The following is a 25,196-nucleotide window of genomic DNA, read 5'->3' on the forward strand; positions in this document are numbered from 1 at the left end:
CCGCCGGGCCGCGCCCACCGCCGTCGCTCTCCGGTGAAAAATTCGGTCATGAGCCCTTAGCCGGAGCCGGTAAGCCGGTAAGCGCGGTCACCGCGCGCGCGGTGTCTCCCCGGGGTAGTGCTCAAATTTGCCCGGAGAGAGTTCACATGAAGGCGGCGGAGCGGGCGCCAACCTCAGGCCCGATGTTGGCGCGCCGCGTCTCGACGGCCGCGCGTGAAATTTCCGCAATCGGACATGCCCACAGAGGGCGCCGATGTCGTCGATATGTCCATCGACGTGGGTGCACGTGTCGCGGCGTGCTCGCGCATCTCTTTTGAGAACATCATTGCTCCATATGGGATAGATGAGCTACGCTGTGCGTTTATCATGGGGCATCGGCGGGGCATCTCGAGCGATGGGCAGTCCGAGGCGCGGCCCGGGCCTAGCATCCATGAACGCCCGAGCACCGATCACCGCGCGCCGAGCTCCTCGCAGCGGCCCCCGCCGTCCTCGTCGGGGCGCCCCAGCCCGCCCAGCGAGCCGTCGCCTCCGCCTTCGCCTTCGTCTCGGCCGCCCGCGTCGCGCAAGGTGCGGACGATCGACGTCCTCGTTCAGGGCGCGACCGTGGAGCTCTTTCACTTTTACGGCGTCGCCATCGCGCCGGCGAATACCGGGGATAGCCGCGAGGAGGTGCGCCTTCACACCGATCCCGCGAGCACGGTGGAGTTCTCGGCGCGCGGCTTCTCCGGCTTTCTGGCGCTGTCCGCGAACCAGGGCGTGTTTCGCGCCATGACGGGGGTGCCGCCCATGGTCGACGGCGTCGGCGACTGGATGCGGGAGGTGGCCAATCAGCTCATGGGGAAGGTGAAGAGCCGCCTCGCCCGGTTCCAGATAGCGCTTCAGGCCGAGCTGCCGCAGCTGCGCCACCCGAGCGACGTGGAGCGCCGGAGCCGGAGCTGTAAGCAGCAGTGCTGTTATTCTTTCAGGACATTGAAGGGCGAGGTGCTCGTCACGTTGAGCGGCGACTTCGACGAGAGCTCCCTGGTGTTCTCGAACGCGTCCCCGCTCCCCCTCGACGGCAAAGTCATCCTCTTCTGAGCGGCGGTCGCCCGCTTCGGATACGGGCCCACCTCGGCGTTTTCGGTGCTCGGCGTACAAGAGTACGCCTGTGCGCCGAAAACGCCGATCTGGGCCCGTCTCCTGTGCGGGCGACCGCCGCTCGGCGGCGCAAGACGGAAGAGGGAAGAGGGGAGACGGAAGAGGGAGGGCGGATGACGGAGACGAGAGACGGTGTGCCAGGCCCAGTGGAAAACCGCTCTAGCCTAGGGACCGCTGCCGCCGTCACCACCCCCGCCGCCGGTGCCCGCGGCGCCGCCGTCACCGCCGTTGCCGCCCGTGCCCGTCGCGCCGCCGTCACCGCCGGTGCCCGGGGCGCCGCCGCCGGTGCCTGTGGCGCTCCCCGTGCCGGTGGCGCTGCCGCTGGCCGTGGTGGGGGGGATCGGCGGGAGAGGGTCAGCGCAGACATTCCACACGACGAGCTGGCCCGGATCGCAAGGGTCGGAATCCCAGCACCCCGCCAGCAGCGCCGCGCACGTGACGACGAGCGCGTGGGCCAAGGCGCCGCGGCGGCTGGGCAGCAACAGGCAAGACGGCTGGATATCCATCGTTCGTTCCTCTCTCGACCGGCTCACGGCGGCACCACCTGTCCGTCGCGGATGCGCGCGATCACCTTGACGGTAGGGTTGAGATCGCTGGCGGCGACGTACCCGATGCCGCCCGCCTCCTCGCCCACCGCGCGGAGGACGGCGCTCGCCGTCGGCACCTTGCGCGGCGGCCGCTCGCCGCCGCGGATCTTCCGATCGATCCAGTAGCGGGCGACGCCGTCGGGATCGAGCCCCAGCACCGCCATGTCGAAGCGCTGCCGCAGCGGGGAGTCCTCGGGGAGGTTCACGGGCACCGCCGACTTGCCGTACCACTCCGTGCGCGTCGTCTGAAAGATCGGGCGGAGCGTGTCGCGCCCGGCCGACCTCACGGGATTGGCCTGGTTGACGACGACGACGATCTCATCCGCGTCGGCGAAGGACGAGGCCGACGGGGTCATGCCGAGCAAGGCCAGGAGGAGCAGAAGGGATAAACGCTTCATGATTGCGTTGAACCTCTCTCAGAAGGCCAGAATCAGGCGAGCGAGCGCGGCCGTGGTGTGGAAGTCCTCCGGCGCCGGGAGCGCCGGCGCCGTGCTCTCCTGCTCGCGCAGGACGGTCATGATCGTGCGCAGCACCTGGGTCCGAAGCGTGACGTCCGGCGTGATGTAGAAGTTCAGACCGCCGCCGACCTGGAACATCGTGTCGTGCCCCAGGAACGGCGCGTGCAGCATGGCGCCGATGACGAACGGCTCCATGTTCAGGAAATCCAGCCGGTGCGCCGCCACGGCATACGTGGAGGTCTTCCAGGCGTCCGGCGCGTAGGACCCGAATCCCCCCTGGCGCTTCCCTTCGTCGTACACCACGCGGACGACCGCCGCCTCCGCGCGCACGCGCGTCTTCCCGATGTCGAGCGAGACGTCTCCGGCGCCGGTGTACTCCTGGAAGGACCACGTCGAATGGATGTCCGGGCTGGGGGCGTTGAGCTTGTAATCGACGACCCAGTCGCGAGCGTGGCTCGCGATGAACGACGCCCCGAGCTTCAAGGTCAGCTTGCCGGGGTCCTCGTAGCTGGCGTGCAGGCGGCCGCCGAACCCGCGGTTGTCGTCGAAGGCGAACGGCGCGTTCTCGTTGCGCCCGTTGCTCACGTACGCGTTGTACCCGAGCTCCCACGGGCCCGCGAACGCATTGCCGTAGATCATCACCCCGGTCTGCCGCGTGGGAAACAGGCGCGAGGTGATGAAATACGGGATGGCGGCGGTGATGAGCACCGGGCTCCCATGGTCGACGTTGTAGATGCCGATCGGGGTGAAGAACTGCCCGACGCGCACCTTGAAGAGGTTGAAGCGCGTCCAGTCGATGTGGGCGCGCTCGATCGACACCAGCCCGCCATACAAGGTCGGTGAGCCGAGCGCGACCGACGTCGAGTCGAAGGCACCGTACTCCTGCGTGGTCATCCGGTACGCGACGTCGGGCGGCAGCGGCGTCGTCACCGGGACCGGGGCGCCGCCGGGCGCGGTCGTGAACCGCAGCTCCCCGAGGAAGCGAAAATGATCGCTCGGCTGCGCGTCGAGGTAGAGGTTCAAATTCCCCACGACGAAGTTCAGGGCGTTGGCCTGCGGGAGGGCGGCCGCGAGGCCCGAGTTCTCCGGTGCCCACGTGCGCTGGACGCCGACGTCGATGAACCCGTAGAGCTGGAGTAGCTCTCTGCCCTCATCCTGCGCCGGCGCGACCTGCGCGTCCTCGATCGCCGCGAGGCGCTTCTCGAGGTCCGCCGAGCGCTTCTCCGCCGCCTCGAGCCGCGCGAGGATGGCAGCCTCTCCGGCCGCGGCGGGCGCAGCGTCGGCCGCAGGCGCCGCGGCGGCCGCGCCCGTCTCAGGCGCAGCGGGCGGCGCGGGCGCAGCGGCGGGCCCAGCCGCGGCGGGCGCAGGCGCAGCGGCGGGCGCAGGCGCAGCGGCTGGCGCAGGGGGCGCAGGCGCAGCGGCGGCCGCAGGCGGCGCAGGCGCAGCGGGCCGCGGGGCGACGCCGGCGGCAGGGCTCTGCGCGTGCGCGAGAGATGCCGTGACAAGCACCCCTGCGATCGCAGCGCTCGAAGCGCGCGCGAGGCGCTCTGCTCGCGCTCGCCGCGGTGAACTCCGACCCATGATCATTGCTCTCTCCCTGTCCGAAGAGCTTCCATTGCGGTACAGGCGCGGCGCCGCGCGCGCTCTTGCGGACTCGCGACCTTCACGCGTAGCATACACAGCGTCGATGCCGCGGGGAAACAACGCGATCCGCCCGGGTCCGCAGAACACGGCCAGTGAAACGTCGCAACAAGAAAGAGCCTGAATCAGGAAGACGCACATGGTGCGCGAAGGCGCGGCGATGACGGCCGCGTCCGCGCGCCTCGCCGGTCGCTCGTCAGCTTCAATCCTTTTGGGGCCAACGTGAGGACACGGCGCGCGATTTCATGCGTGCTCGCGGGGCGTCTCGCTGTAGAGAGGGCGAGCCGTCGTCGCGCCGCAGAGGCCGCGTCGAGGAAACGGGGGCATGCCTACCTTGCGTAAGGCGTCGATTCGTCTGAAGCTGTGGTCGCTCGCCGGCGTGCCCGTCGTCGGCGCCCTGCTGCTCGCGGCGATGATCGCGGGCGACGCGCGGCAGCAGGCCGCGAGGGCGGCGGCGATCGGCTCGATTGAGGACCTCGCGCAGCTCTCGTCGATCATGGCGCAGCCGCTGCACGCGCTCCAGAGGGAGCGGGCGTGGACCGCGCTGGTCGAGGGGCTGGAGATCCGGCCGCCGGACGCGCGGGACGCCGAGGCCGCGCGGGGCGCCGCGCGGCCGTTCCAGCGCGCCGTGGCGCTCGCGCGCGCGAGCGCCCAGCTCGAGACCGCGCGGGCGGCGACCGACGAGAGCCTCGCCCACCTCGACGCGTTCCTGGCCGAGCGCGATCTCTCCCGCCTGCCGTCCCGGCTCGCGCGCGACCTCGCCGACGCGCGCGCCCACGTCGGCGAGCTCGGCGCGTTCCGGCGCCAGGCCGACGCGAAGGCGGCGCCGCTCGACAGCGCCCTCCAGATCTTCGGCGGCATCAACGCGAGCCTGATCCGGGCCAACGCCGGGCTCTCCGAGCTGAGCGACGAGGGCGAGCTCCTGCGGAGGATCCAGTCGATCGTCGCCGTGCACGAGCTCGCCGAGCGCGCCAGCCGCCAGCACGCGCTGCTCGCCCACGCCTTCGCGTCGACGCAGTTCGAGCCGGGCGCCTTCAAGACGCTCGTGACGCTGATGACGGAGGAGCAGCTCTATCGCGAGATGTTCCTGGCCAACGCGTCGGAGCCGGCGCGGGCGCTCCACGACGCCGCCCGCGGCGACCCGCGCGTGCGGCGCGCCGACGAGCTGCGCGCCGCGGCGATCGCGTCGACGGACGAGGACCTGGCCATCGACCACGACGCGTGGTTCGACGCGCAGCAAGGGCGCCTCGACCGGCTCGCCGCGATCGAGCACGAGGCGATCGCGGGCATGCGGCGCGCCGCCTCCGACAAGGTCGCGGACACGCGGAGGACGGTGCTCAACGGCATCGCGGTCTCCGGGGTCGTGCTGCTCGTGTCGGGCGCGCTCGCGCTCGTGCTCGTGCGGGGGCTGTCCCGGTCGCTCGAGGTCCTCGGCGAGGCCGCGGCCCACGTCCGGCGGACGCGCGACTACACGACGCGCGCCCGCAAGACCGCCGACGACGAGTTCGGGGCGCTCACCGACGCCTTCAACGAGATGCTGGCGGGCATCCAGGCGCGCGACGAGGCCCTGGAGAGCCACCGGCAGAACCTCGAGGCCACCGTCGCCCAGCGGACGTGCGAGCTCGCGGAGCGCAACCGGGAGATGCGCCTCGTGCTCGACAACGTCGATCAGGCCCTCGTGACGATCCACCGCGACGGCACGATGGAGCCCGCGCGCTCCGCCGCCTTCGAGCGCCTCTTCGGCGTGCCGGCGCACGACGAGCACTTCGCCGAGCGCATCGCCGGCCACGACCCCCGGGCCCGCGCGCTGCTCACGATGGGGTGGGAGGCCGCGTGCGACGACTTCCTCCCGCTCGAGGTCGTCCTCGATCAGCTGCCGAAGGCCCTGCACCGCGAGGGCCGCCACCTCACGCTCGGCTTCAAGCCGATCCTGTCCCACGAGGGCCAGTTCAGCGGCGCGCTGATGGTGATCACGGACGTCACGGCCACGATGGACTCCTTGCGGGAGGCCGAGCGGCAGCGCGAGCACATCCAGGTGTTCGAGCGCGCCGTGAAGGACCGGCTCGGGCTCCTCGGGTTCGTGAGCGACACGAGCAAGCTCGTCGACGCGGTGAGCGCGCGGAGCATCGCCGACGTGGACCACGTGATGCGCCTCGTGCACACGATCAAGGGGAACGCCGGGCTCTGGGACGTGACGAGCGTGGCGAAGGTGGCGCACGAGATCGAGAGCTTCGTCGTCGAGGAGCGCTCGCTGCCGCCCGACGAGCAGATCGACGCGCTGAAGGACGCGTGGTCCGCGTTCGTCGCGCGGGTAGGCGGCCTGCTCGCCGGGGCGGCGCAGGCCTCGCGCGTCGACGTCGACGACGCGGAGGTCGAGGCCCTGCTCGCGATGGTGCAGGAGCGGCGCGACCACGCCGATCTCGAGCGGGCCGTCGCGGCCCTCCGCGACGAGCGCACGGAGGTGCGGTTCAACCGGATGAAGGATCAGGCCGAGACGCTCGCGCGCAAGCTCGGCAAGCCGAGGCCCGACGTGCGCATCGACGCGGGCGGCGTCCGGCTCCCCGCGCCGCGCTTCGCCGCGATGTGGCAGGCGCTCGGGCACGTCGTGCGCAACGTGATGGACCACGGGATCGAGCGGCCGGAGGCGCGCGAGGCGGCCGGCAAGCCGCCGCGCGGCGCGCTCACCCTCCGCTCGCGCGCGACGGCGGACGAGGTCCTCATCGAGGTGGGCGACGACGGCGCCGGCATCGACTGGGAGCGCGTGCGCGAGAAGGCCGGGGCGGTCGGGTTGCCGAACGCCACGCGGCGGGATCTCGAGGCCGCGCTGTTCGCCCCCGGCTTCACCACCGCCGAGCAGGTCACGGACGTCTCCGGCCGCGGCGTCGGCCTCGGCGTCGCGCTCCACGAGTGCCGCCGGCTCGGCGGCCGGGTGGAGATCGAGACGGAGCGAGGGCAGGGGACGACCTTCCGCTTCCGGTTCCCCCGGGAGCTCGGGGACGCGGCCGGCGCGCCGCTGCCGCCGTCGAGCCGGCGCGGCGCGCCCCTCGCCGGCCCTCCGCGCGGCTCGAGCGCGGGCCCCCTCGCCGGGCGCGAGCCGCCCGGATCGGGTGTCGCGATGAGCGCGTCGACCATGGACAGCGACAGATCGAGGAGAGCGCAATGAACTCGGAGAGCTGGCACCGCATCTATGACGAGCTTGCGGCGTCGTGCGTCCACCTGTTTCGCGACAACGGCGTCGAGCTGCGGCTCCTGGAGCACCAGGACTCCGAGGCGACGCCGGGCAACGCGGTGGTCTCGTTCATCGGCTTCACGGGCGATCACCTCCGCGGGAGCCTGACGATCGTCGCTCCCGTGGCGCTCATCACCCGCTGCCACCCGCTGCGAGAGCGGCGCCAGCTCGACGACGACATGGTGTGCGACTGGGCGAGCGAGCTCGCGAACCAGCTCCTCGGGCGGGTGAAGAACCGGCTGCGCCACCTCGGGCTCATCATCGTGCTCTCGACGCCGAGCGCCGCGATCGGCGAGCACCTGCGCGCCCGGGAGGAGCAGAGCGAGGGCTTCCGGCGGCTCCTCTTCGACGCCGGGACCGACCGGCTCGCCGTGCTGTTCGACGCGATGGCGCCCGACACGGCGTTGGAGCTCGAGGAGGTCGACATGCCCGATCCGCAGCGCGAGGGGGAAGTGCTGCTGTTCTGAGCCGCGGACCGCGCGCGCCGAAGGAGATACGACAGATGGCCAAGAAAATTCTTCTCGTCGAGGATTCGAACACGGTCCGCCAGCAGGTCGGCATTCTCCTGTCCGGGGCGGGCTACAGCATCGTGGAGGCGGACAACGGCCGGGACGCGGTCGCGGCGGTGAGCGCCCACAAGGGCGATCTGGCGATGATCATCGCCGACGTGAACATGCCCGTGATGAACGGCATCGAGATGCTGGAGAGCCTGCGGGACAAGGGCCTCGCGTCCGGCGTGCCGATCCTCATGCTCACGACCGAGGGGCAGCCCGAGCTCATCGACAAGGCCCGCAAGGCCGGCGCGAAGGGCTGGATCATCAAGCCGTTCAAGCCGGACCTCCTGCTCGCCGCGGTGAAGAAGCTCGCCGGCGAGCCCTGACGCGCCGGTCGCGCCGCCTGCGGCTTCCACGACCTGTTCCGCCGTTTCAACCCGTCTGTCGCTCTATGGCGGTTAGCTCCCCCCAACGACGCTGATGCAACAGCTTTATCCATGCATCGAAGGGGGGCAGGGGTCCACGAAGAGGCGCTCACCCGGGGCGCGCGACGCGGCACAGCCGGAAGCCGATCGTGGGGTCGCCGTGCAGATCCGGGGGACTGCCCATCCGGAACGAGACGCGCACCGCCCACGCGCAGTCGGCCCAGGAACCCCCGCGCAGGACGCGCTGCTTCGCGGCGGCCGGCCCGACCGGGGCGGCGCGCGGGCCCTCGGCATAATAGAGCGCGTCGTAGCCGTCGCCCGTCCACTCGCGGACGCCGCCGCTCATGCCGAACAGGCCATATCCGTTGGGCGGGAAGCTGCGCGGCGGGCGGAGCGAGAACTCCTCGAACCGATCGAAATCGCAGAGCGCCGGGGACGGCGGCGCGTCGCCCCAGGGGTACGGGCAGCCGACGAGTCCGCCGCGCGCGGCCTTCTCCCACTCGGCCTCGGTCGGCAAGCGGTAGGTGACCTGCTCCTGTTCTGCGGAGAGCGAATCGCCGAGCGCCACCGCCTGATCCCACCGGACCGCGACCATGGGCTTCTGATCGTAGGTCCACGGGCGCGCCGGATCGCCGCGCGCGACCTCCCCGAACAGCTCGCGCGCCGTCATGACACGGCCGCCCGACCGCCACTCGGCGTCCGGCGCATGGGCATGCCAGTCGTGCGCGCGGACCGTCTCGCTCTCGCAGTACTGCCGGCGGATCTTGCCGTCGTTGTAGACCCGGAACGCGTCCACGTCGATCTTGCCCTCCCTCGTCGGCTTCGACGGAGGCCCGCCGTCCGGCGGGGGCGGCCAGCCGATGAGCGCGTGGTACGCGGCCCAGGTGATCGGCACGTCGGTGATCCAGAACGCGCCGAGCTCCACCGGGTGCATGGGCCGCTCGTCGGGGTCGCCGTCGTCCGCGCCCATGAGGAATGGGCCCGCGGGCACGTAGCGGAACACGAGGCCATGCTCCTCGATCTGGAGCCGATCGAGCAGGCGGGCGCGCGCCTCGGCGAGCGCCGGGTCCCCGGGCGCGAGGCCGAACGCGGCGTCGCAGGCGGTGGCGGCCAGCTCGAGGCGCCCCTCCCCGGCGAGGCGCGCGGCGAGGCCGAGGAGCTCCGCGGCCGAGGGGAGCTCGCGGTCCGCGGACAGGAGCCAGGTCGGGTCGGCGGCGCTCACGCGAGCCTCCGCTGCGCGCGCAGCACGGTGAGCGGGTTGTGGCGCTGCGGCGCCGCCTCGTGCCGCGCGAGCCACGGATCGGGGGCGTTCACGTCGCCGGCCATGACGAGCGAGCGCGCGCGGCACCCGCCGCCGAAGGAGGCGGTGCCGGCGCCGTCGCCGGGGAGGCCGCGGATGGCGCGGAAGCGCTCGCTCTCGCGCCAGATGTGCTCGAAGGGGGCGCGGCGGAGGTTCTCGGCGACGAAGCCGGGGCCGAGGAAGCTGCACGGGTTCACGTCGCCGCCGACCGAGATGGAGCACACGGTGTTGCCAGCGCCGCAGCCCCAGTTGTCGTGCACGACGGCCCGCGTCTCGCCGCGGCTCCTCGGCGAGAAGGGGTCGATCGCGCGCGCGGCCGTGGCGCGGCCGTCGCCGGTCGCGCCGAGCGTCCAGAGGGCGCCCAGCGCGGCCTCGTAGTCGTCGAACGAGGGCCACAGCTCGGCGCGCGACCCGGCGGCGCCCACCGGGTAGAGCGGCCGGAACACAGCGGTGTGCGCGCCGGCGGCCGCGGCCAGCTCGGCGAACGCCGCCGCCTCGGACGCGTTATGGCGCATGATCGTGAACGCGAGCGAGAAGCGCGCGTGCTCGCGGAGCATGGCGACCTTCTCCAGCACGCGCGCGAACGTGCCTTCGCCGCGGACGGCGTCGTTCGTCGCGGCCGTGGCGCCGTCGAGGCTGACGTTGAGCCACACGAGCGAGCGCTCGCCGAGCTTCTTCGCGGTCTCCTCGGTGAGGAGGAGCGCGTTCGTGGTGAGGCACGGGTGCAGGCCGTGCGAGGTCGCGAGATCGAGGATGTCGAACAGATCCTTGCGGAGCAGCGGCTCGCCGCCGGTGAGGCCCAGCCGGAACGAGCCGAGGCGCGCGAGCGAGGCGAACAGCGCGTCCAGCTCGGCGAGGGTGAGCGGCGGCTCCCGGCGCGGGAGCTCGCCCGCGAAGCAGTGCGCGCAGGCGAGGTTGCACGCGGCGACGACCTCGAGGTGCACGGCCAGCGGCCCGGTGAGGTGATCGGCGGGCGGCGTCACGTCGAGCGCGACGCCGTCGAAGAGGAGGTCGTGCGTGAAGAAGGCCCGCTCGTAGAAGGCGGAGGCGAACGCGGCGAGCGCGCCGCGGCGCTCGGGCGGCGCGGCGTCGACGATCGCCCCGATCGGGGTCGCGCGGGCGCGGAGCAGGATGTCCGTGGTCTCGTGATCGAACGGCAGGTAGCGCGACGTGCGGCGATCGAAGACGGTCGACCCGAAGTGCTGCGGGACGAGGGCGAGCGGCGGGCGCGCGGTCACGGCGCGCCCCCGAGGTCGACGTCGAACGAGCACCGGGCCCAGAGGTCGCCTTGCGCGTCCGGCAGCCCGACGGCGCGCGCTCCACGGCTCATGAGGTCGTTGAAGTGCCAGCCGGCGCCGCCCTGCGCGGGCGCGAGCGCGCGCCAGCCGCGCTCGTCGAAGCCGGGCAGCTTCCACGCGTCGCCGCCGGGGTCGCGGGTGGTCCCGACGATCGCCGCGCCGGCGCCCGAGCGGACGTCGAGCGTGCGCCCGATCGACCTGTCGCGCCGGGGCTCGAGCGGGGCGCGGGTGTTGGCCTCGTCGCTGTAGCGCAGGGAGAGCGCGAGCCGGGCGGGCGCGTCGTCCGCGGCTCGGATGGCGACCGCGAGGACGTGCGCGCCCGGGCGGGCCTGGATCCGGCTCGATCGCACCGGCGCGCCGTCGAAGAAGACCTCCGCCTTGCCCGCCGTCCAGAGGCGCAGCGTCAGCGGCAGCGCCTCCTGCGGATCGATCCAGCGAAGGATCCCGCCGCCGCACCCCGCCGGGACCTCGCAGCTCGAGTAGTCCTCGAGCACGAGGCGCTCCGACGATTTCTCGTAACGCGCGAGGTCGTTGACGACGAGGTCTCGCTTCTTGGCCATGCGCCGAGGATAGCGTGCCTGGGCGCCTCGGCGGCGTCCGTTCGCAGGTCTATCCGCCGTGGGCTTCAGCGGAGAGGCGGATGATCTCCCTGGCGACGGCGAGCGCGTGGTCCGTCGCCTTGAACGCGAGCCTCAGCGCGGCGTCGAGCTCCTCCTGGTTCTCGAAGATGTGCTGGAGCCGCCCGCTCATCCGCTCCATCTCCTCGTCGGAGAAGCGCAGGCTCAGCTCCTCGTGCAGCTTGCCGAGCTCCACCCCCGAGTCGAAGGTGAGGCACGGTCGCGAGCTCGACTCGTCCTGTCCGAGCGCCCTCGCGAGCGCCAGCTTCGCGCCCGCCAGCGCGTCCTCGATCTCGCGCGCGAAGCCGCCCGCCATCCGCTTGTCGGCGACCTCGCGCTCCAGCCGGATCACCTTCGCCTGCGCCTCCTCCAGCGCTGCCGTGCGCTCCCGGACCTTCTCCTCCAGCGCGCCGTACAGCCGGCTGTCCTCGCTCGAGGTGGCGCCGGGCGCGGGGGTCATCGTCGGCCGCGGAGGCCTCGCCGTCTCCGCCGCGGGCCCCCGCGGCGTGAGCTCCGCGTGCGCCCCATGGAGCTGCGCGACCTTGGCCTCCGCGCCCCACCGCGCGTAGCCGTGGGCGGCGTCGGCCATGTACATGCGCGCGATCTTCATCCGCCCCTTCGCCAGGTGGAACCGCGCGGCGAGCTCGTTCGAGAGCGCCTCGTGGTGGAGGAACTCGCTCTCCTGAGCGGCCTTGATCGCCTCCTCGTAGAGATCCGTCGCCGCCGCGTCGTCCCCCGAGACGCGCGCGCGCTCGGCGGAGATCAGGAGATGCTTGTGGCGGAAGTTCTCCGGGCAGCTCTCCGCCCACGCCGCGACGTCGGCCGCGTGGCGCGCGATCTCGCTCGCGTAGCGCGCCTGCTCGGCGCCCGGCGCCTTCGGGCAGAGCGCCAGCAGGATGAGGCTCGCGTAGAACGGGACCTCGGTCGACATCCACATGTTCGCCAGGTACGGGCGCAGCGGCTCCGCCAGGGCGATGAGCGCGAGGGCGCGCTCGTGGTCGCCGTAGAGGAACGCGAGCTGCGCTCTCTGGATATGATAGAACGCCGCCATGAACTCGTGGTTCGGCGCGCCCAGCGTCGCGCTGAACTCGTCCTCGTCGAAGACGCCGTCGCTCAGGGTGTGGTGGCCCAGCGTGCAGCCTCGCAGGTTCGCGATCATCTGCTTCGACGAGGTCACGATGAGGCCCGACATCACGTCTCTCGTCCGCTGCAAGAACGGGAGGGACCGCTCGATCTCCTCGGACACCGCGCCGAGCGCGACGCCGTGGCTCAGCCGGCTCGTGATCCCGTGGAGGAGGGAGTAGCTGGCGAACTGGAAATCCCCCGTTTCGCGCCCGTCCCGGTGCGCCTGCGCCAGGTACGCGAACGACCGCCGGAGCGGCTCCCGATAGGGCGAGATGAACACCGCGAAGCTCGACTTCACCTTGGACGACACCACGGCGCAGCCCATCTTCTCGTCGAGATCCATCGCGAGCCTGCCGAACTCGTAGGCTTCCGCGTACCGGCCCTGGTCGACCAGGACGATCGCGTAGATCAGATATCCCCAGGCGGAGACCTCCGCGTGGCCGTGCTTGAGCGAGATGTTGGCGTGCTTGACGCACACGAGGGCGTGGAGGGACGGCTCCGCGACGAGGATGGCGGCGCTCACGTTCGTGAGGATCGTCAGCGCGGCCTTGTGCTCGGGGCTCTTGAGCTCCGGGGCGTCGAACAGCTCGGTGATCTGGCGGCTCGCCAGGTTGCGCGGCACCTCGGCGAGCTCCGCCGCGAGGGCCGCCCGGATCCGGTCTTCGCGCTCGGGCAGCTCGATCCCGAGCAGGGCGAGCGCCGTGCGCGCGCAGCGCACGGACTCGTCGAACCTCGCGACGGTGTTGAAGAGCAAGATGCGCCGGGCGTAGACGTGCGCGCGATCGAGGTCGGTCCTGGCGCGGGTCAGGGAGACGTTGAACAGCGGTTCGGCCTCCGCCGAGCGGCCGCTCAGGAACCCGCAGTCGGCGCCCTCGAGGTGGAGCGCGAACGCGAGCTCGTAGTCCTGCTCCCACCCCTCCTCGTCGACGAGCGACACGCCGGCGCCGAAGTAGCCGGCGGCCACGTCGTAGGCGGCCGACGCCTTCGCCTTCATGCCGGCGGCGAGGTTCAGGCGCGCGAGGATGGTCCGCTCGTCCGGCGAGGCGATCCGCGAGGCGCCGAGGTTCAGGTGGTTCACCGTGTCGAACAGGTGCTCGTCCCGCTCACCGAGCTCCCGCCGCGCGAGCATGAGGCGCCCGATCCGGAGGTGCAGGTCCTGCTTGCGGTCCTCGTCGACGAGCGAGTAGGCCGCCTGCTGCACGCGATCGTGCAAGAACCGGTAAGAGGCGTCGATGTCCCCGGCCGGCAGCCCGCCCTCGCCGCCGTGGTCGGGCGCGGCGTGGACGTACCGGTGCTCGGCGTCCGCAGGCAGGACGACGCCCTCCCGGAGCGCCTCCCGGAGATCGGCGGCGGTGGCCTCGGGCGGCCGCTCGTCGACCAGCGCGAGCGTCCCCAGGTCGAACTTGTGGCCGATGCACGCGGCGAGCGTGAGGACCCGCTGCGCGCTCGGCGAGAGACGCCGCAGCTTCTTCGCCATGAAATCGACCACGTTGTCCGTGATCCCCGCCCTCCGGATGCGATCGAGATCCCAGGAGAACGCGCCGGACTGCGGATCGAAGGCGATCAGGCGGTCCTTGTAGAGCGAGACGAGGAACTGATTGATGAAGAAGGGGTTCCCCTGGGTCTTGTCGAGGACGAGCGTCGCCAGCGCGGCGGACCGCTCCGGGCCGCAGCCGAGCGCGTCGGCGAGGAGCTGATTGACGTCCGCGGGGCGCAGCGGATCGAGGGTGATCTCGACCATGCTCGCCCCCGCCCTCCGGAGCTCCGCCCGAGCCGCGGAGAGCGGGTGTCCCGCGTCGACCTCGTCGTCGCGGTAGGCGCCGATCACGAGCAGGTGGCCGCGCTCCGGATCCGACAGGAGCAGCGTGAGGAGCCGGAGCGAGGCGAGATCCGCCCACTGCAGATCGTCGAGGAAGAGGACCAGCGGGTGCTCCGCCGTGGCGAAGACGCGCAGGAAGCTCTGAAATACAAGGTTGAGCCGGTTCTGGGACTCGGCCGCCCCGAGCTCGGGCACGGGCGGCTGGGGGCCGATGATGAGCTCCAGCTCCGGCAGCAGGTCGACGAGGACCTGCCCGCTCTGGCCGAGGGCGGTCGCGAGCTTGCGCCGCAGGCGCGAGAGCGCCTCGCCGCGCTCGGTGAGCAGGTGCCGCGCGAGCTCCCGCAACGCCTGCGCCAGCGAGGCGTATGGGACGCTCCGGTTGAACTGGTCGAACTTGCCCGAGATGAAGCGCGCGCCGCGCCCGGCGATCGCCCGGTGCAGCTCGCTCACCACCGCCGACTTGCCGATGCCGGCGTGACCGGAGATCAGCGCGAGCTCGGCGGCGCCCCGGCTCGCCCGCTCCCACGCCGCGAGGAGCACCGCGATCTCCGCGTCTCGGCCATAGAGCTTCTGCGGGATGGGCAGCCCGTGACCGCGATCGTCGTCACTGCCCATCATCGTTGAATAACACCCGCGCACCACGTGGGTAAATGGCTTCCACGCGGGACTGTGATGCGCCCAACGCCGGTTTGCTGCGCGGCGCGGGAGCGCTCCGCGGGATCGCCCCTCGAGGCCGGAGGGTGATCGCGCGGATCGCCTCGCGCTGGCGAGGGGCGATCCCGCGGATCGCCCCCGGGCCCCGCCGGATCTCGGCGAAGCCCGGTGGAGCCTCGGCGGCCTGGCCGTGCGCGCCCGCGCTGCCGGCGTGGAACGTCGCGTGCACTGGCACCTCGACCAGCGGTCGCGCCGGCATCCAGGGCGCATCGCAACCACGAGGAGGGCATCATGGCTCGCAAGATCGCGGTGGGGGGTCTGTCGCTGGCGCTGGGGTGGATCGTGCTGCTGGGCGGGTGTCTCGTCGCCGACGACGAGGCGGCGCGGGCCGAGGCCAGCGCCGAGGACGCGGACGCGGTGCTCGTGTCCAGCGTCACCGAGGGGGACTACGTCATCCGCTCGGTCGCCACGAACAAGTGCCTCGACGTGCCCGGGGCCAGCACCGCCGACGGCACGCGGATGCAGCAGTGGACCTGCAACGGGACGAACGCGCAGAAATTCCACATCTCCCCGACGACCGACGGCTACTGGAAGATCGTCAACGTGGGCAGCAACAAGGCCCTCGACGTGCGCGACGTGAGCACCGCGGCGAACGCGGTCATCCACCAGTGGACCTATGTCGGCGGCGCCAACCAGCAGTGGAAGCTCGTGAATCGCGGGGGCGACCAGTTCAGCATCCACGCGCGCCACACCGATCAGGTCGTCGACCTCGCGTGGGGCAACGCCGCCGACGGGACGGATATCCTCCAGTATCCCTACGGCGGCACCACCAACCAGCGCTGGACGCTCGACAAGGTGAGCGGCGGCTCCTCCACCGGCTCCGGCGCCCGCACCCTCACGATCGTCAACAACTGCTCGGCGCCGATCTGGGTCGCCCACTCGACCAACGTGCAGGGCCCGCAGAACGTCAAGCTCACCCGGGGCGCCGCGTACACCTACGACGTGCCCGACGGCGGCATCAGCGCGACGCGCTTCTGGCCGAAGACCGGCTGTGACGACGGCGGCCGCAACTGCACCACGGGCGACAGCGTCGCCCCTTGTCCGGCGGGCGGCTGTCAGCCGCCGATCGAGTCGAAGTTCGAGGCCACCTTCGCGCCCAGGGGCAGCGCGGACCAGACCTGGTACAACCTCAGCCAGGTGGACGGCTACACGCTGCCCTTCAAGGTCGTCCCCAAGGGCGCCGGCGCCGAGCAGGGCAGCTGCATCACCTCGGACTGCTCCGGGCTGTCGCTCTCGCTCTGCCCCGGCGACGAAGACCTCGGCAACGGCCAGTTTCCCGGATACGCGCACCAGGACCTCCGGGTGCGCGACAGAAACGGCGTCGTGGTCGGCTGCATGGCCCCGTGCAAGAAGTGGAATTACCCGGCGCCCTGGGGCCTGGGCCAGCCGGAGAGCGCCGACCCCGGGCTCCACCTCTGCTGCCCGACGCCCATCGATCCGGCCACGGGCCAGTGCACCGCCGAGCGAGGGTGCATGACGTCGGACGCGTGCCGGAACACCGCGGATCCGCGGAGCGTGGAGCACACGGACTACGTGATCCGGATGCACCAGATGTGCCCCACCGCGTACAGCTATGCTTACGACGACGCCGCCGGGCTCCACGCCTGCTCGTCGGAGACGAGCTTCGAGGTCACCTTCTGCCCGTGATCCGCGGCACGGAGCGCGTTCGGCGCGTCGACGCGGAGGGCGCGGAAGGCCAGCGCGACGCCGGAAGGCCCGGCGCGGGACCGCCGGTCGCGCAAGTCGACGCGCAAGCGTGAAAATCGCGCGAAGCAGGGCTCGAAGGGCGGCCGCTCCGCGCGTCAGGGCCGCGCGGGCAATCGCCTGCTGATGAGGCGGTGCGCTCCTGGCCGCCCTCGGCCGTGACGTCTCCCGCGAGCGCCAGGCACAATGTTCCCGCCGGCGCGCTGGCACGGAGGATGCTCAAAGACGAGGCTCGACGACGATGCTCAAAGAGGACGCGGTCCCGGCCACCTCGCCCGCGTGGGGCGGGGGACCGACGGGATACGCGTGCTCCACGAACCAGAGGGGTGCCCATGGTTGGTCCGCTCGAAGAGTCCACGAAGCCGCTACGCTTTGCGCCGGTCGACCTTCACACCGTGCGGGAGAACCGCGGCTGGTTCCTCGCGATCGGCGTGACCTCGATGGTGCTCGGGGTGCTCGCGTTCCTCCTGCCCTTCGTCGCCTCTCGGGTCGCCGCCATCGCGCTCGGCTGGTTGATCGTGGTCGCCGGCGTGGCCGAGGGCTGTCACGCCATCCAGAGCCGCGGCTGGGCCGGGGCCGGCTGGGAGCTCGTGAGCGCCCTGGTGCAGGTGGCGTTCGGCCTTCTCCTCGTGGCCTTCCCGATGACCGGCAAGCTCGCGCTGATGGTGCTCGCCTCGGCGTACTTCGCCGCCGAGGGCGCGCTCAAGCTCGTCCGCGCCTATCAGCACCGCGGGCTGCGGGGCTCGGGGTGGCTCGTGTTCGACGGCATCCTGGCGCTGGGGCTCGGGGTGCTGATCGTCACGGGCGGCGTCACCACCGCCGCGAGGGTGCTCGGCTTGCTCGTCGGAATCAGCCTCCTGACCGGCGGCACGTCGATGATCCTGATCGCGCTGGGCGGCGCTCGCGTGCTCCACACGCGAGCGTGAAGGAGGCGGCCTGCGCGCCGTGCAGAAGGGCACACCCGTTGCTTGGGGTGGGAAGCGCGAAGGCGAGGTCGGCAACCCGGACACACTCTTTGGCCATGTCGCAAGCAAGGAAGCTCATCAACGACCTCGCGGCAGGACGCTACGACGCCCGTCTGCGAGGAATACGGAAGGCGTGCGCCGTGCAGCTCAGCGACGACGAGCGCGTCGTCGTGGAGATCGCCGACGGGTCCTTCGGAATCGCGCCCGAGGGCGCGAGCGAGGACTGCCAGCTCTCCTGCTCGCTCGACGATTTCCTGCGGATCTTTCGCGGTGAGCAGAACCTGATCACGGCGATCATGCAGGGCCGCGTCGGCGTGCGAGGAGACCTGGGCGTCGCCCAGATGTTTCAGAGCGTCTTCTCCCCGGGGGACCAACAGACTCCAGGAACGACGCGCTGAGCCACCGTCGTCGGAGGGGACCCATGGAACGGCAAGTGAGCATTCTGGACGGCGGCACGTTCGTCGTCAGCGATCTGCGCGGCAACATCGAACACTCCGTCAGCCGGCCGCTCGGCCTCTTTCACCTCGATACGCGCTTCCTCTCCGAATGGATCCTGACGATCGACGGCGTCGTCCCCGCCGCGCTGTCCACCGACGACGTGCAGTACTTCCAGGCCCAGTTCTTCCTCGTCCCGAGGCCTGCGGCGATGTACGTCCAATCGACCCTCTCGATCGTCCGGAGCCGGTTTGCGGGCGATGGCTTCCACGAGGACCTCCTGCTCATGAACCACGGCAAGGATCCCGTCGACCTCGAGGTCCGCATCCAGGCCGCCGCCGATTTCGCCGACCTGTTCGAGGTCAAGGACATGCTCCCGAAGAAGGGCGAGCGCTATCACCGCATCGAAGACAATCGGCTCGTCCTCGGCTATCGACGCGAGCGCTTCGTGCGCGAGACGTGGATCTCCGCCTCGCAGCCCGCGCAGATCGATCCGAACGGCTTGACCTTTCGGGCGAGCATCGCGCCGCACGGCCGCTGGAGCACGTGCCTCGACGTCGTGGCGGCGATCGACGGCCTCGAGGAGCGGCACACCCGGGTGAAGTACGCCCACGGCGAGCGCCACGCGCGCCCGAACATCGGCATCAGCCTCGAGAGCTGGATGGACCACGCCCCACGGCTCGTCACCTCGAACGAGACGCTCGCCCGGACGTACGAGCGGAGCCTCATCGACCTCGCCGCGCTGCGCTTCTTCTCCAAGCTGATGCCGGACGCCGCCATTCCGGCAGCTGGTCTACCGTGGTTCATGGCGGCCTTCGGCCGCGACAGCATCATCACGAGCCTGCAAGCGTTGCCGTTCGTCCCCGAGCTCTCGCGCTCCACGCTCCGCTATCTCGCGCGCCGCCAGGGCAGCCGCCGGGACGATTTCCGCGACGAGGAGCCGGGGAAGATCCTCCACGAGGTCCGCTGGGGCGAGCTGACCGCCTTCGAAGAGCGGCCGCATTCTCCCTACTTCGGCGCTGCCGACTCGACGCCGCTCTTCTTGATCCTGCTGGACGAGTACGAGCGCTGGACCGGCGACGCGGAGCTCGTCCTGTCGATGGAGCACACCGCGCGCGCCGCGCTTCGATGGATCGACCAGTGGGGCGACCGCGACGGCGATGGGTATGTCGAATACGACACGCGCAACCCCGAGACCGGCCTGGAGAACCAGTGCTGGAAAGACTCGTGGGACGCCATCGTCTTTCATGACGGATCGCTCGCGCCGCGGCCCCTCGCGTGTTGTGAGATCCAGGGCTACGTCTACGACGCGAAGGTGCGCTGCGCCCGGCTCGCGCGCGAGCTCTGGCGGGACCCCGAGCTGGCGGCGCGCCTGGAGCGAGACGCGGCTGAGCTGAAACGTCGATTCAATCAGGACTTCTGGCTCGACGATCGCGGGTTCTTCGCCCTCGCGCTGGATGGCCGGAAGCGCCCGGTCGACTCCTTGACCTCGAACATCGGCCACTTGCTCTGGAGCGGTATCGTAGATACATCGAAGGCCGAACGAGTGGTGGAGCACCTCCTCGGACCTCATCTGTTCAGCGGCTGGGGCGTGCGTACCCTGGCCGACGACGAGGGCGGGTACAATCCCATCGGATATCACGTGGGCACGGTCTGGCCGCACGACAACTCTCTGATCGCGCTCGGGCTCCAGCGTTACGGCTTCAGCGTGGAGGCCGGGCGTATCGCGACGGGCAACCTGGCCGCGGCTCCCTTCTTCCACTACCGCCTGCCGGAGGCGTTTGCCGGGTACCCACGAGAGCTCACCAGGTTCCCGGTCGAGTATCCGACCGCGTGCAGCCCCCAGGCCTGGGCCGCCGGGGCTCCCTTGCTCTTTCTGCGCGCCGTGCTCGGGCTGGAGCCGATGGGCAATCGCCTCTTCGTCGATCCGGCGGTCCCCGCCGAGCTCGGGGAGATCCGACTGCTCGACATCCCCGGGCGCTGGGGCAGGAGCGACGCCTTCGGTCGAGCGCGCCCGGAGTCGGGCCTCCGGGCGGCGTGAATCGCCATGGCGACGGCTGGCCCGTAGCCGTCGCCATGGATTCGCAGGAGCCGTGCGGGTAGCGTCAGGCTGCGCTGCGCGCCTCGGCGGGGCGCTCCGGCGGCGCCATGAACTCTGGACCCACCGGGTCGCGCACCGCTCGGGTGAGCACGGCGTCGATGTGGGCGCGGGCTTCGTCGTCGAGGCTCCATCCCACCACATCGTTGATCGGCGCGAGCTCCTCCGGCCGTCGAGCTCCCCAGAGGGCCACCGAGACACCCGGGTGGTCGAGCACCCAGCGCACCGCGAGCGCGAGCACGCCCCGAGCGTAGCGGTCGCGCGCGAATCGATCGAGGTCCCTCACCGCGTCGAGGTACTGCGCGAAGCGTGGAGGTTGGAACTTCGGATCGGTCCTCCTGAGGTCGTCCCCCTGGAACGCGGTCTTTTCGTCGATCGCGCCGCTCAGGAGCCCGCGGCAGAGCGCGCCGTACGTGAGCGTGGCGATCCCGTTGTCGCGGCACCAGGGCAGGATGTCCCCTTCCGCCTGCCTCTCGAAGAGGTTCAGCGGCGGCTGCGCCGAGGCGATCGGCGCGACGGAGCGGAACCGTTGCATCGCGTCGATCGAGTAATTGGAGACGCCGATCGCGCGGATTTTGCCTTCGCGCTGGAGATCGAGGAGGGCCTGGGCCGTCTCTTCGTAGGGCGTTTGTGGGTCCGGCCAGTGTACCTGATACAGATCGATGTAGTCGGTGCGCAGACGCATGAGCGAGAGCTCGACCTCCTCCAGGATCTGCTTGCGCGTCCCGTTCCGGAAGAGCGCATCGCCCCGGCGCTCGAGGCCCACTTTGGTCGCGAGGACCACCCGCTCGCGCTGGCCCCGCTCGGCGATGGCCCGTCCGACGACCTCCTCGGAGTGCCCGAACCCGTAGGCCGGCGCGGTGTCGATCAGGTTGATCCCGAGGTCGAGCGCCGCGTGAATCGTGCGGACCGACGCGTCGTCGTCGGCGCCCCCCCATTGAACCCCGCCCATGGCCCAGGTCCCTAGGCCGACCCGGCTCGCTGGAATCGGGACCTCACGAATGTTCGCTCGCTCCATGGTGCACCTCCTTCGTTTCTTCCGCTCGCCGCCGGCGCAAGACGACCCGCGCGGGAGCCCTCCCATCTCCTCCCATCTCCTCCCATCTCCTCCAATGCATCCGCCATACCCGCCGGCGCCGGCGAGACGGCGGGCTCAAGCGGCCATGAGGTTCACGGGCGACATCGGCTCCTGGCCGGACAGGACCCGAACGACCTCGCTCGCCGCAAATCGTCGGACGAACTCGATCGACTCTTCCGAGTAGTAAGCTGCGTGGGGCGAGATGACGACATTCTCGAGCGAGAAGAGCGGGCTCGTCGGACTCCAGTCCCGGCGCTTCGCCGGCTCCTCGGCGATATCGTCGAGCCCGGCCCCCGCGATCCATCCCTCCGCGAGCGCCCGGTACAGAGCGCCGTCGTCGATGATCGGACCACGGGCGGTGTTGACGAGGATCGCCGTCCGCTTCATGCGCCGGAGCTCGCGTTCTCCGATGAGACCACGGGTCCCGCGGGTCAGCGGCGCCTGGATGACGAGGTAGTCGGAGCGCTCCAGGAGCTCGTCGAAGGACACCGGGGCAGCGCCGGCGGCGCGGATCTCGTCCGTGTCGAGGAAGGGGTCGTGCGCCGTGACGCGCACACCGAAGCTCGCCATCCGCGCGGCGATGTTCCGGGCGATCGCGCCGAACGACAGGAGCCCCAGGGTCGCGCCCCGCATCCGGTGGATCGGCCGGCCATCCTGCCAGGACCAGGATCCACCGCGCGTGGCACGATCGTACGCGGGCAGCTTGCGGGCGAGCGTGAGCAAGAGCGCCACGGCGTGGTCAGCGACCTCGTCGGCGCACCAGTCGTTCGGCGCGTTCGTCACGCGGATCCCACGGCGGGTCGCTGCCGCGACGTCGACGGTGTCGACCCCGGTGCCGTACCGAGCGATGACCTGGCAGCGCCGGAGCCCCGAGATGGCTCGCCCCTTGACCTCGGCGTACTGCGTGAGCACGCCGACGGCGTCGCGCGCGACGGCCACGACGTCCTCTTCGGTCTTGCATTGTGCGGCGACCACCTCGAAGCCGGCCGGCTCCACGAGAGAGCGCTCGATGTCGACGTCGCCGAAATCGTAGTCCAGCACGACGACCTGCCCCGTCCGTTCCACGCTCATGGTCCTTACCTCCGTTCCCGTGCCGTTCAGTGTGAGTGACGAGGCAGCCCGTGAAGCTGAACGAGGTGCTGGTACCGAACGGCCGGTTCGAAGCAGGCGCCGGTGGACAGGGGACCGACCGCGTTCCGGTAGATCTCCTGCCATGGCGTCTGGCTCTCGAGCTCTGGCAGCTTCAGGGACTTGCGGCGCTGCTCGATCTCCTCGTCGGAGAGCAACACGTCCACGCGACGCCGGCGCAGATCGACCTGGATGCGATCCCCCGTCCGGATCAGCGCGAGGCCGCCGCCCACCGCGGACTCGGGCGACGCGTTCAGGATGGAGGGGCAGTCCGAGGTGCCGCTCTGGCGGCCATCGCCGAGCGTCGGCAGCGTCGTCCCCTCCCGAACCAGCGCGTCGGGCGGCTGCATGTTCACGACCTCCGCGGAGCCCGGATAACCGATGGGCCCCGTGTTGCGCATGACGAGGATGCAGCTCTCGTCGATCCCGAGCGACGGATCGTTGATGCGAGCGTGGTAATCCTCCGGCCCCTCGAAGACGACGGCCCGTGCCACGAAGACGTCGGGATGCGCGGGGTCCGAGAGGTAGCGGTTGCGGAAGCTCTCTCCTATGACGCAGCTCTTCATGACGGCCGAGTCGAAGAGGTTCCCGCTCATGACGAGCAGGCCGGCGGCGCGGCGCAGCGGATCTTCGTACGGTCGGATCACGTCGCGGTTGGCGGCGACGGCGCTCGCCACGTTCTCACCCACGGTTCGTCCGGACACCGTGAGCGCATCCCCGTGGAGACGGCCCGCGCGGAGCAGCTCGTTCATGACGGCGGGCGCGCCCCCCGCGCGATAGAAATCCTCTCCCAGGAATCGCCCGGCCGGCTGGCAGTCGACGAGCAAGTGGACGTCTTGCCCGACCCTCTGCCAATCGTCGTTGGTCAAGTCGACCCCGACGTGGCGCGCGATGGCGTTCATGTGGATGGGGCAGTTGGTCGACGCGCCGATCGCCGAAGCGACGGCGATCGCGTTCTCGAACGCCGCCTTGGTCATGATCGCGCTCGGCGTCAGGTCCTCGTGCACCATCTCCACGATCCGGCGCCCGGTCGCGTATGCCATCTGCGCCCGCTCCCGATAGGGCGCCGGGATCGCCGCGCACCCGGGCAGCGACATCCCGACGGCCTCGGCGAGGACGTTCATCGACAGGGCCGTTCCCATGGTGTTGCAGTGTCCCGCGCTGGGCGCCGCCGCGGCGACCATGTCCATGAACTCCGCGTAGTCGATGCTGCCGGCCGCCAGGAGCCGGCGCGCCTCCCAGATCACGAGCCCCGAGCCGGCGAGCCTCCCCCGGTAATACCCGTTCAACATCGGCCCGCCCGAGAGCACGATCGCCGGCAGGTCGACCGTCGCCGCCGCCATCAGGCAGGACGGCGTGGTCTTGTCGCAGCCCGTCATGAGGACGACGCCGTCGATCGCGTATCCGAAGAGCACCTCCACCAACCCGATGTACGCGAGGTTCCGGTCGAGGCCTGCGGTGGGCCTCTTGCCTGTCTCCTGGAGAGGGTGCGCCGGGAATTCCAGCGGGATCCCGCCAGCGTCGCGCACGCCCTCCTTGACTCGGACGGCGAGGCTCAGATGATGGCGGTTGCATGGCACGAGGTCGCTCCCCGTCTGGGCGATCCCGATGACGGGGCGGCCGGATTGGAGCTCTCCGCGGGTCAGCCCGAAGTTGAGGTAGCGCTCGAGGTACAGCGCCGTCATATCCGGATTTGTCGCGTCGTCCCACCACGCCTGGCTCCGCAGCTTTCGCTTCTGGTTCATCGCTCACCTTCCTGGACGAGGGGGCGCCGCGGCCTACCCGGCAGCCCGAAGCCCTTCGTCGCGCGTCGCCGTTCCGGCCTCTGCGATGTGGATCACCGTCTTCGCTCCGCCCCCCGCTGCTCGCAGCGAGGCCGGCGCCTCGTCGAGCGCGATCCGCCGCGCGATCACCCGGCGCGCGGCGTCGGGGAACAGGATCAGGAACTGCTCGAGCATCCGGACGGCTGCCTCGTACGACTTGCGTCCGGCGTTCACGGTCCCGAACATCAGCTGGTTCTGGAGGACGAAATCGCGCATCAGACCGGATGCGTCGAAGTCGATCGCGGGCCGCGGCGCAGGGATGCCGGTGAGGATGAACGCGCCGTTCGCCGCCAGCGCGGGGAGGGTCTTGAACGCGAACTCCGGCACACCGACCGCTTCGATGATCACGTCGAACCGCCCGAGGCGCCTCACCAGCCCCGGCACGTCGGTGGCCTCGCTCGATACGTAGTCGGCGCCGATGCTGCGCACCAAGCGCGCCCGATCGCCGTCCTTCGGTTCCCTCGAATACACGACCGCCCGCGCTCCGTTCGCGACCAGCCCCATCGCCGTGAGCACGCCGATCGGTCCGGCGCCGAGGACCAGGCCCCGCGCCCCGCCGTCCTCCCATGGCAAGCGCGTCAGGGTGGCGTCGAGCTGGGCGAACGCTTTGGCCACGACGCTCAGCGGCTCGACGAGGACGCCGAGCTCGCCGACCGCCGGAGGGACGGGGACGAGGTAACGCTCCTCCTCGACGAAGAGCTCGGTCATGAAGCCGTCCGCTCCGCAGATGCCGCGCTCGATGAACTCGCCCGTCGCGCAGAAGTCCTGGTGCCCGACGCGGCAGGCCGGGCACTCGATTCTGGTACAGGCACGACGCACGGTCGGCACCACGAGATCTCCGGGACGAAGGCGAACCACGCCGTCACCCGTCTGCACGACCTCGGCGAGAGCCTCGTGTCCCAGCACGAGCCGGTCCGTCCCTGCCGGGGCGGACCCGTAGGTGAACGCGGCGATCTCCCGGTCGGTTCCGCACACGCCGACGGCGAGGGTGCGGAGCAGCGCGTGCCCGTACGGAAGCCGCCGAGCATCCGGCTGGTCTTCCTCTTCCACGAGACACACCACCCTCTCGGCCATCAAGGCAGCGACCGACTTCACGCGTCCCCCCTTCCTGCGAGCCGTGC

General features: G+C 71.0%; 19 protein-coding genes and 1 pseudogene. 8 read left to right on the plus strand and 12 right to left on the minus strand.

What is annotated here, in order from left to right; translation table 11 throughout:
• Positions 1-567: 567 nt before the first annotated feature.
• Positions 568-1,077 (plus strand): chemotaxis protein CheX, encoded by a 510-nt coding sequence (locus tag WMF33_RS05965; RefSeq protein ID WP_437336235.1) that lies wholly within the window; start codon positions 568-570, stop codon positions 1,075-1,077.
• Positions 1,078-1,301: 224 nt separating this feature from the next.
• Here WMF33_RS05965 and WMF33_RS05970 read toward each other — a convergent pair whose 3' ends face one another.
• The 3 genes from WMF33_RS05970 to WMF33_RS05980 are packed head-to-tail and all read right to left on the minus strand — an operon-like array spanning position 1,302 to position 3,691.
• The gene (locus WMF33_RS05970; RefSeq protein ID WP_437336236.1) at positions 1,302-1,643 is read right to left on the minus strand and encodes a hypothetical protein; all 342 of its coding nucleotides are present in this window, start codon (positions 1,641-1,643) and stop codon (positions 1,302-1,304) included.
• Between the two features lie 23 nt (positions 1,644-1,666).
• Positions 1,667-2,122: a hypothetical protein gene (locus WMF33_RS05975; RefSeq protein ID WP_437336237.1), complete on the minus strand. Its 456-nt coding sequence runs from the start codon at positions 2,120-2,122 to the stop codon at positions 1,667-1,669.
• Positions 2,123-2,140: 18 nt separating this feature from the next.
• Positions 2,141-3,691: a hypothetical protein gene (locus tag WMF33_RS05980; protein ID WP_437336238.1), complete on the minus strand. Its 1,551-nt coding sequence runs from the start codon at positions 3,689-3,691 to the stop codon at positions 2,141-2,143.
• Between the two features lie 457 nt (positions 3,692-4,148).
• Here WMF33_RS05980 and WMF33_RS05985 point away from each other — a divergent pair, with 457 nt between their 5' ends.
• From WMF33_RS05985 to WMF33_RS05995, 3 genes are read left to right on the plus strand one after another with little or no spacing between them, the layout of a single operon-like run.
• On the plus strand, positions 4,149-6,986 hold the full coding sequence (locus tag WMF33_RS05985) for a nitrate- and nitrite sensing domain-containing protein (RefSeq protein ID WP_437336239.1): 2,838 nt from the start codon (positions 4,149-4,151) through the stop codon (positions 6,984-6,986).
• On the plus strand, positions 6,983-7,519 hold the full coding sequence (locus WMF33_RS05990) for a chemotaxis protein CheX (RefSeq protein WP_061621797.1): 537 nt from the start codon (positions 6,983-6,985) through the stop codon (positions 7,517-7,519). The genes WMF33_RS05985 and WMF33_RS05990 overlap by 4 nt, the downstream gene beginning before the upstream one ends.
• Positions 7,520-7,554: 35 nt before the next feature.
• Positions 7,555-7,932: a response regulator gene (locus WMF33_RS05995; RefSeq protein WP_437336240.1), complete on the plus strand. Its 378-nt coding sequence runs from the start codon at positions 7,555-7,557 to the stop codon at positions 7,930-7,932.
• Positions 7,933-8,080: 148 nt separating this feature from the next.
• Here WMF33_RS05995 and WMF33_RS06000 read toward each other — a convergent pair whose 3' ends face one another.
• The 5 genes and pseudogenes from WMF33_RS06000 to WMF33_RS06020 all read right to left on the minus strand — a co-directional run.
• On the minus strand, positions 8,081-9,193 hold the full coding sequence (locus WMF33_RS06000; RefSeq protein ID WP_437336241.1) for a formylglycine-generating enzyme family protein: 1,113 nt from the start codon (positions 9,191-9,193) through the stop codon (positions 8,081-8,083).
• Entirely contained in the window at positions 9,190-10,509 is a 1,320-nt protein-coding gene (locus WMF33_RS06005; protein ID WP_437336242.1) for a radical SAM/SPASM domain-containing protein, read from the minus strand. The genes WMF33_RS06000 and WMF33_RS06005 overlap by 4 nt, the downstream gene beginning before the upstream one ends.
• The gene (locus WMF33_RS06010; RefSeq protein ID WP_437336243.1) at positions 10,506-11,129 is read right to left on the minus strand and encodes a hypothetical protein; all 624 of its coding nucleotides are present in this window, start codon (positions 11,127-11,129) and stop codon (positions 10,506-10,508) included. The genes WMF33_RS06005 and WMF33_RS06010 overlap by 4 nt, the downstream gene beginning before the upstream one ends.
• A gap of 49 nt (positions 11,130-11,178) precedes the next feature.
• Positions 11,179-14,052, minus strand: coding sequence for a hypothetical protein (locus WMF33_RS06015; protein ID WP_437339607.1), 2,874 nt, complete (start codon positions 14,050-14,052; stop codon positions 11,179-11,181).
• Between the two features lie 141 nt (positions 14,053-14,193).
• Positions 14,194-15,054: pseudogene (locus WMF33_RS06020) on the minus strand (ATP-binding protein); the annotation flags it as partial.
• Between the two features lie 21 nt (positions 15,055-15,075).
• On the opposite strand from WMF33_RS06020, the gene WMF33_RS06025 reads away from it, so the two are divergent.
• The 4 genes from WMF33_RS06025 to WMF33_RS06040 all read left to right on the plus strand — a co-directional run bounded on the left by WMF33_RS06025 (position 15,076) and on the right by WMF33_RS06040 (position 19,989).
• Positions 15,076-16,491, plus strand: coding sequence for an RICIN domain-containing protein (locus tag WMF33_RS06025; protein ID WP_437336244.1), 1,416 nt, complete (start codon positions 15,076-15,078; stop codon positions 16,489-16,491).
• A 389-nt stretch (positions 16,492-16,880) separates the two neighbouring features.
• Positions 16,881-17,474, plus strand: coding sequence for an HdeD family acid-resistance protein (locus WMF33_RS06030; RefSeq protein WP_061629372.1), 594 nt, complete (start codon positions 16,881-16,883; stop codon positions 17,472-17,474).
• A 95-nt stretch (positions 17,475-17,569) separates the two neighbouring features.
• Positions 17,570-17,911 (plus strand): SCP2 sterol-binding domain-containing protein, encoded by a 342-nt coding sequence (locus WMF33_RS06035; RefSeq protein ID WP_437336245.1) that lies wholly within the window; start codon positions 17,570-17,572, stop codon positions 17,909-17,911.
• A gap of 23 nt (positions 17,912-17,934) precedes the next feature.
• The gene (locus WMF33_RS06040) at positions 17,935-19,989 is read left to right on the plus strand and encodes an amylo-alpha-1,6-glucosidase (protein ID WP_437336246.1); all 2,055 of its coding nucleotides are present in this window, start codon (positions 17,935-17,937) and stop codon (positions 19,987-19,989) included.
• Positions 19,990-20,053: 64 nt separating this feature from the next.
• Here WMF33_RS06040 and WMF33_RS06045 read toward each other — a convergent pair whose 3' ends face one another.
• The 4 genes from WMF33_RS06045 to WMF33_RS06060 form a co-directional block, all read right to left on the minus strand.
• Positions 20,054-21,064: an aldo/keto reductase gene (locus WMF33_RS06045; protein ID WP_437336247.1), complete on the minus strand. Its 1,011-nt coding sequence runs from the start codon at positions 21,062-21,064 to the stop codon at positions 20,054-20,056.
• 135 nt (positions 21,065-21,199) lie between these two features.
• Complete coding sequence (locus WMF33_RS06050) at positions 21,200-22,195, minus strand: C-terminal binding protein (protein ID WP_437336248.1); 996 nt, start codon at positions 22,193-22,195, stop codon at positions 21,200-21,202.
• 26 nt (positions 22,196-22,221) lie between these two features.
• Positions 22,222-23,997 carry an IlvD/Edd family dehydratase gene (locus WMF33_RS06055; protein ID WP_437336249.1) on the minus strand — a complete coding sequence of 592 codons (1,776 nt, stop codon included), beginning with the start codon at positions 23,995-23,997 and terminating at the stop codon, positions 22,222-22,224.
• Positions 23,998-24,030: 33 nt separating this feature from the next.
• Positions 24,031-25,170 carry a glucose 1-dehydrogenase gene (locus WMF33_RS06060; protein ID WP_437336250.1) on the minus strand — a complete coding sequence of 380 codons (1,140 nt, stop codon included), beginning with the start codon at positions 25,168-25,170 and terminating at the stop codon, positions 24,031-24,033.
• Positions 25,171-25,196: the final 26 nt, after the last annotated feature.

The sequence above is a fragment of the Sorangium sp. So ce394 genome (assembly GCF_051474665.1).
In the GTDB taxonomy this organism is placed as follows: Bacteria; Myxococcota_A; Polyangia; order Polyangiales; family Polyangiaceae; genus Sorangium; species Sorangium cellulosum_D.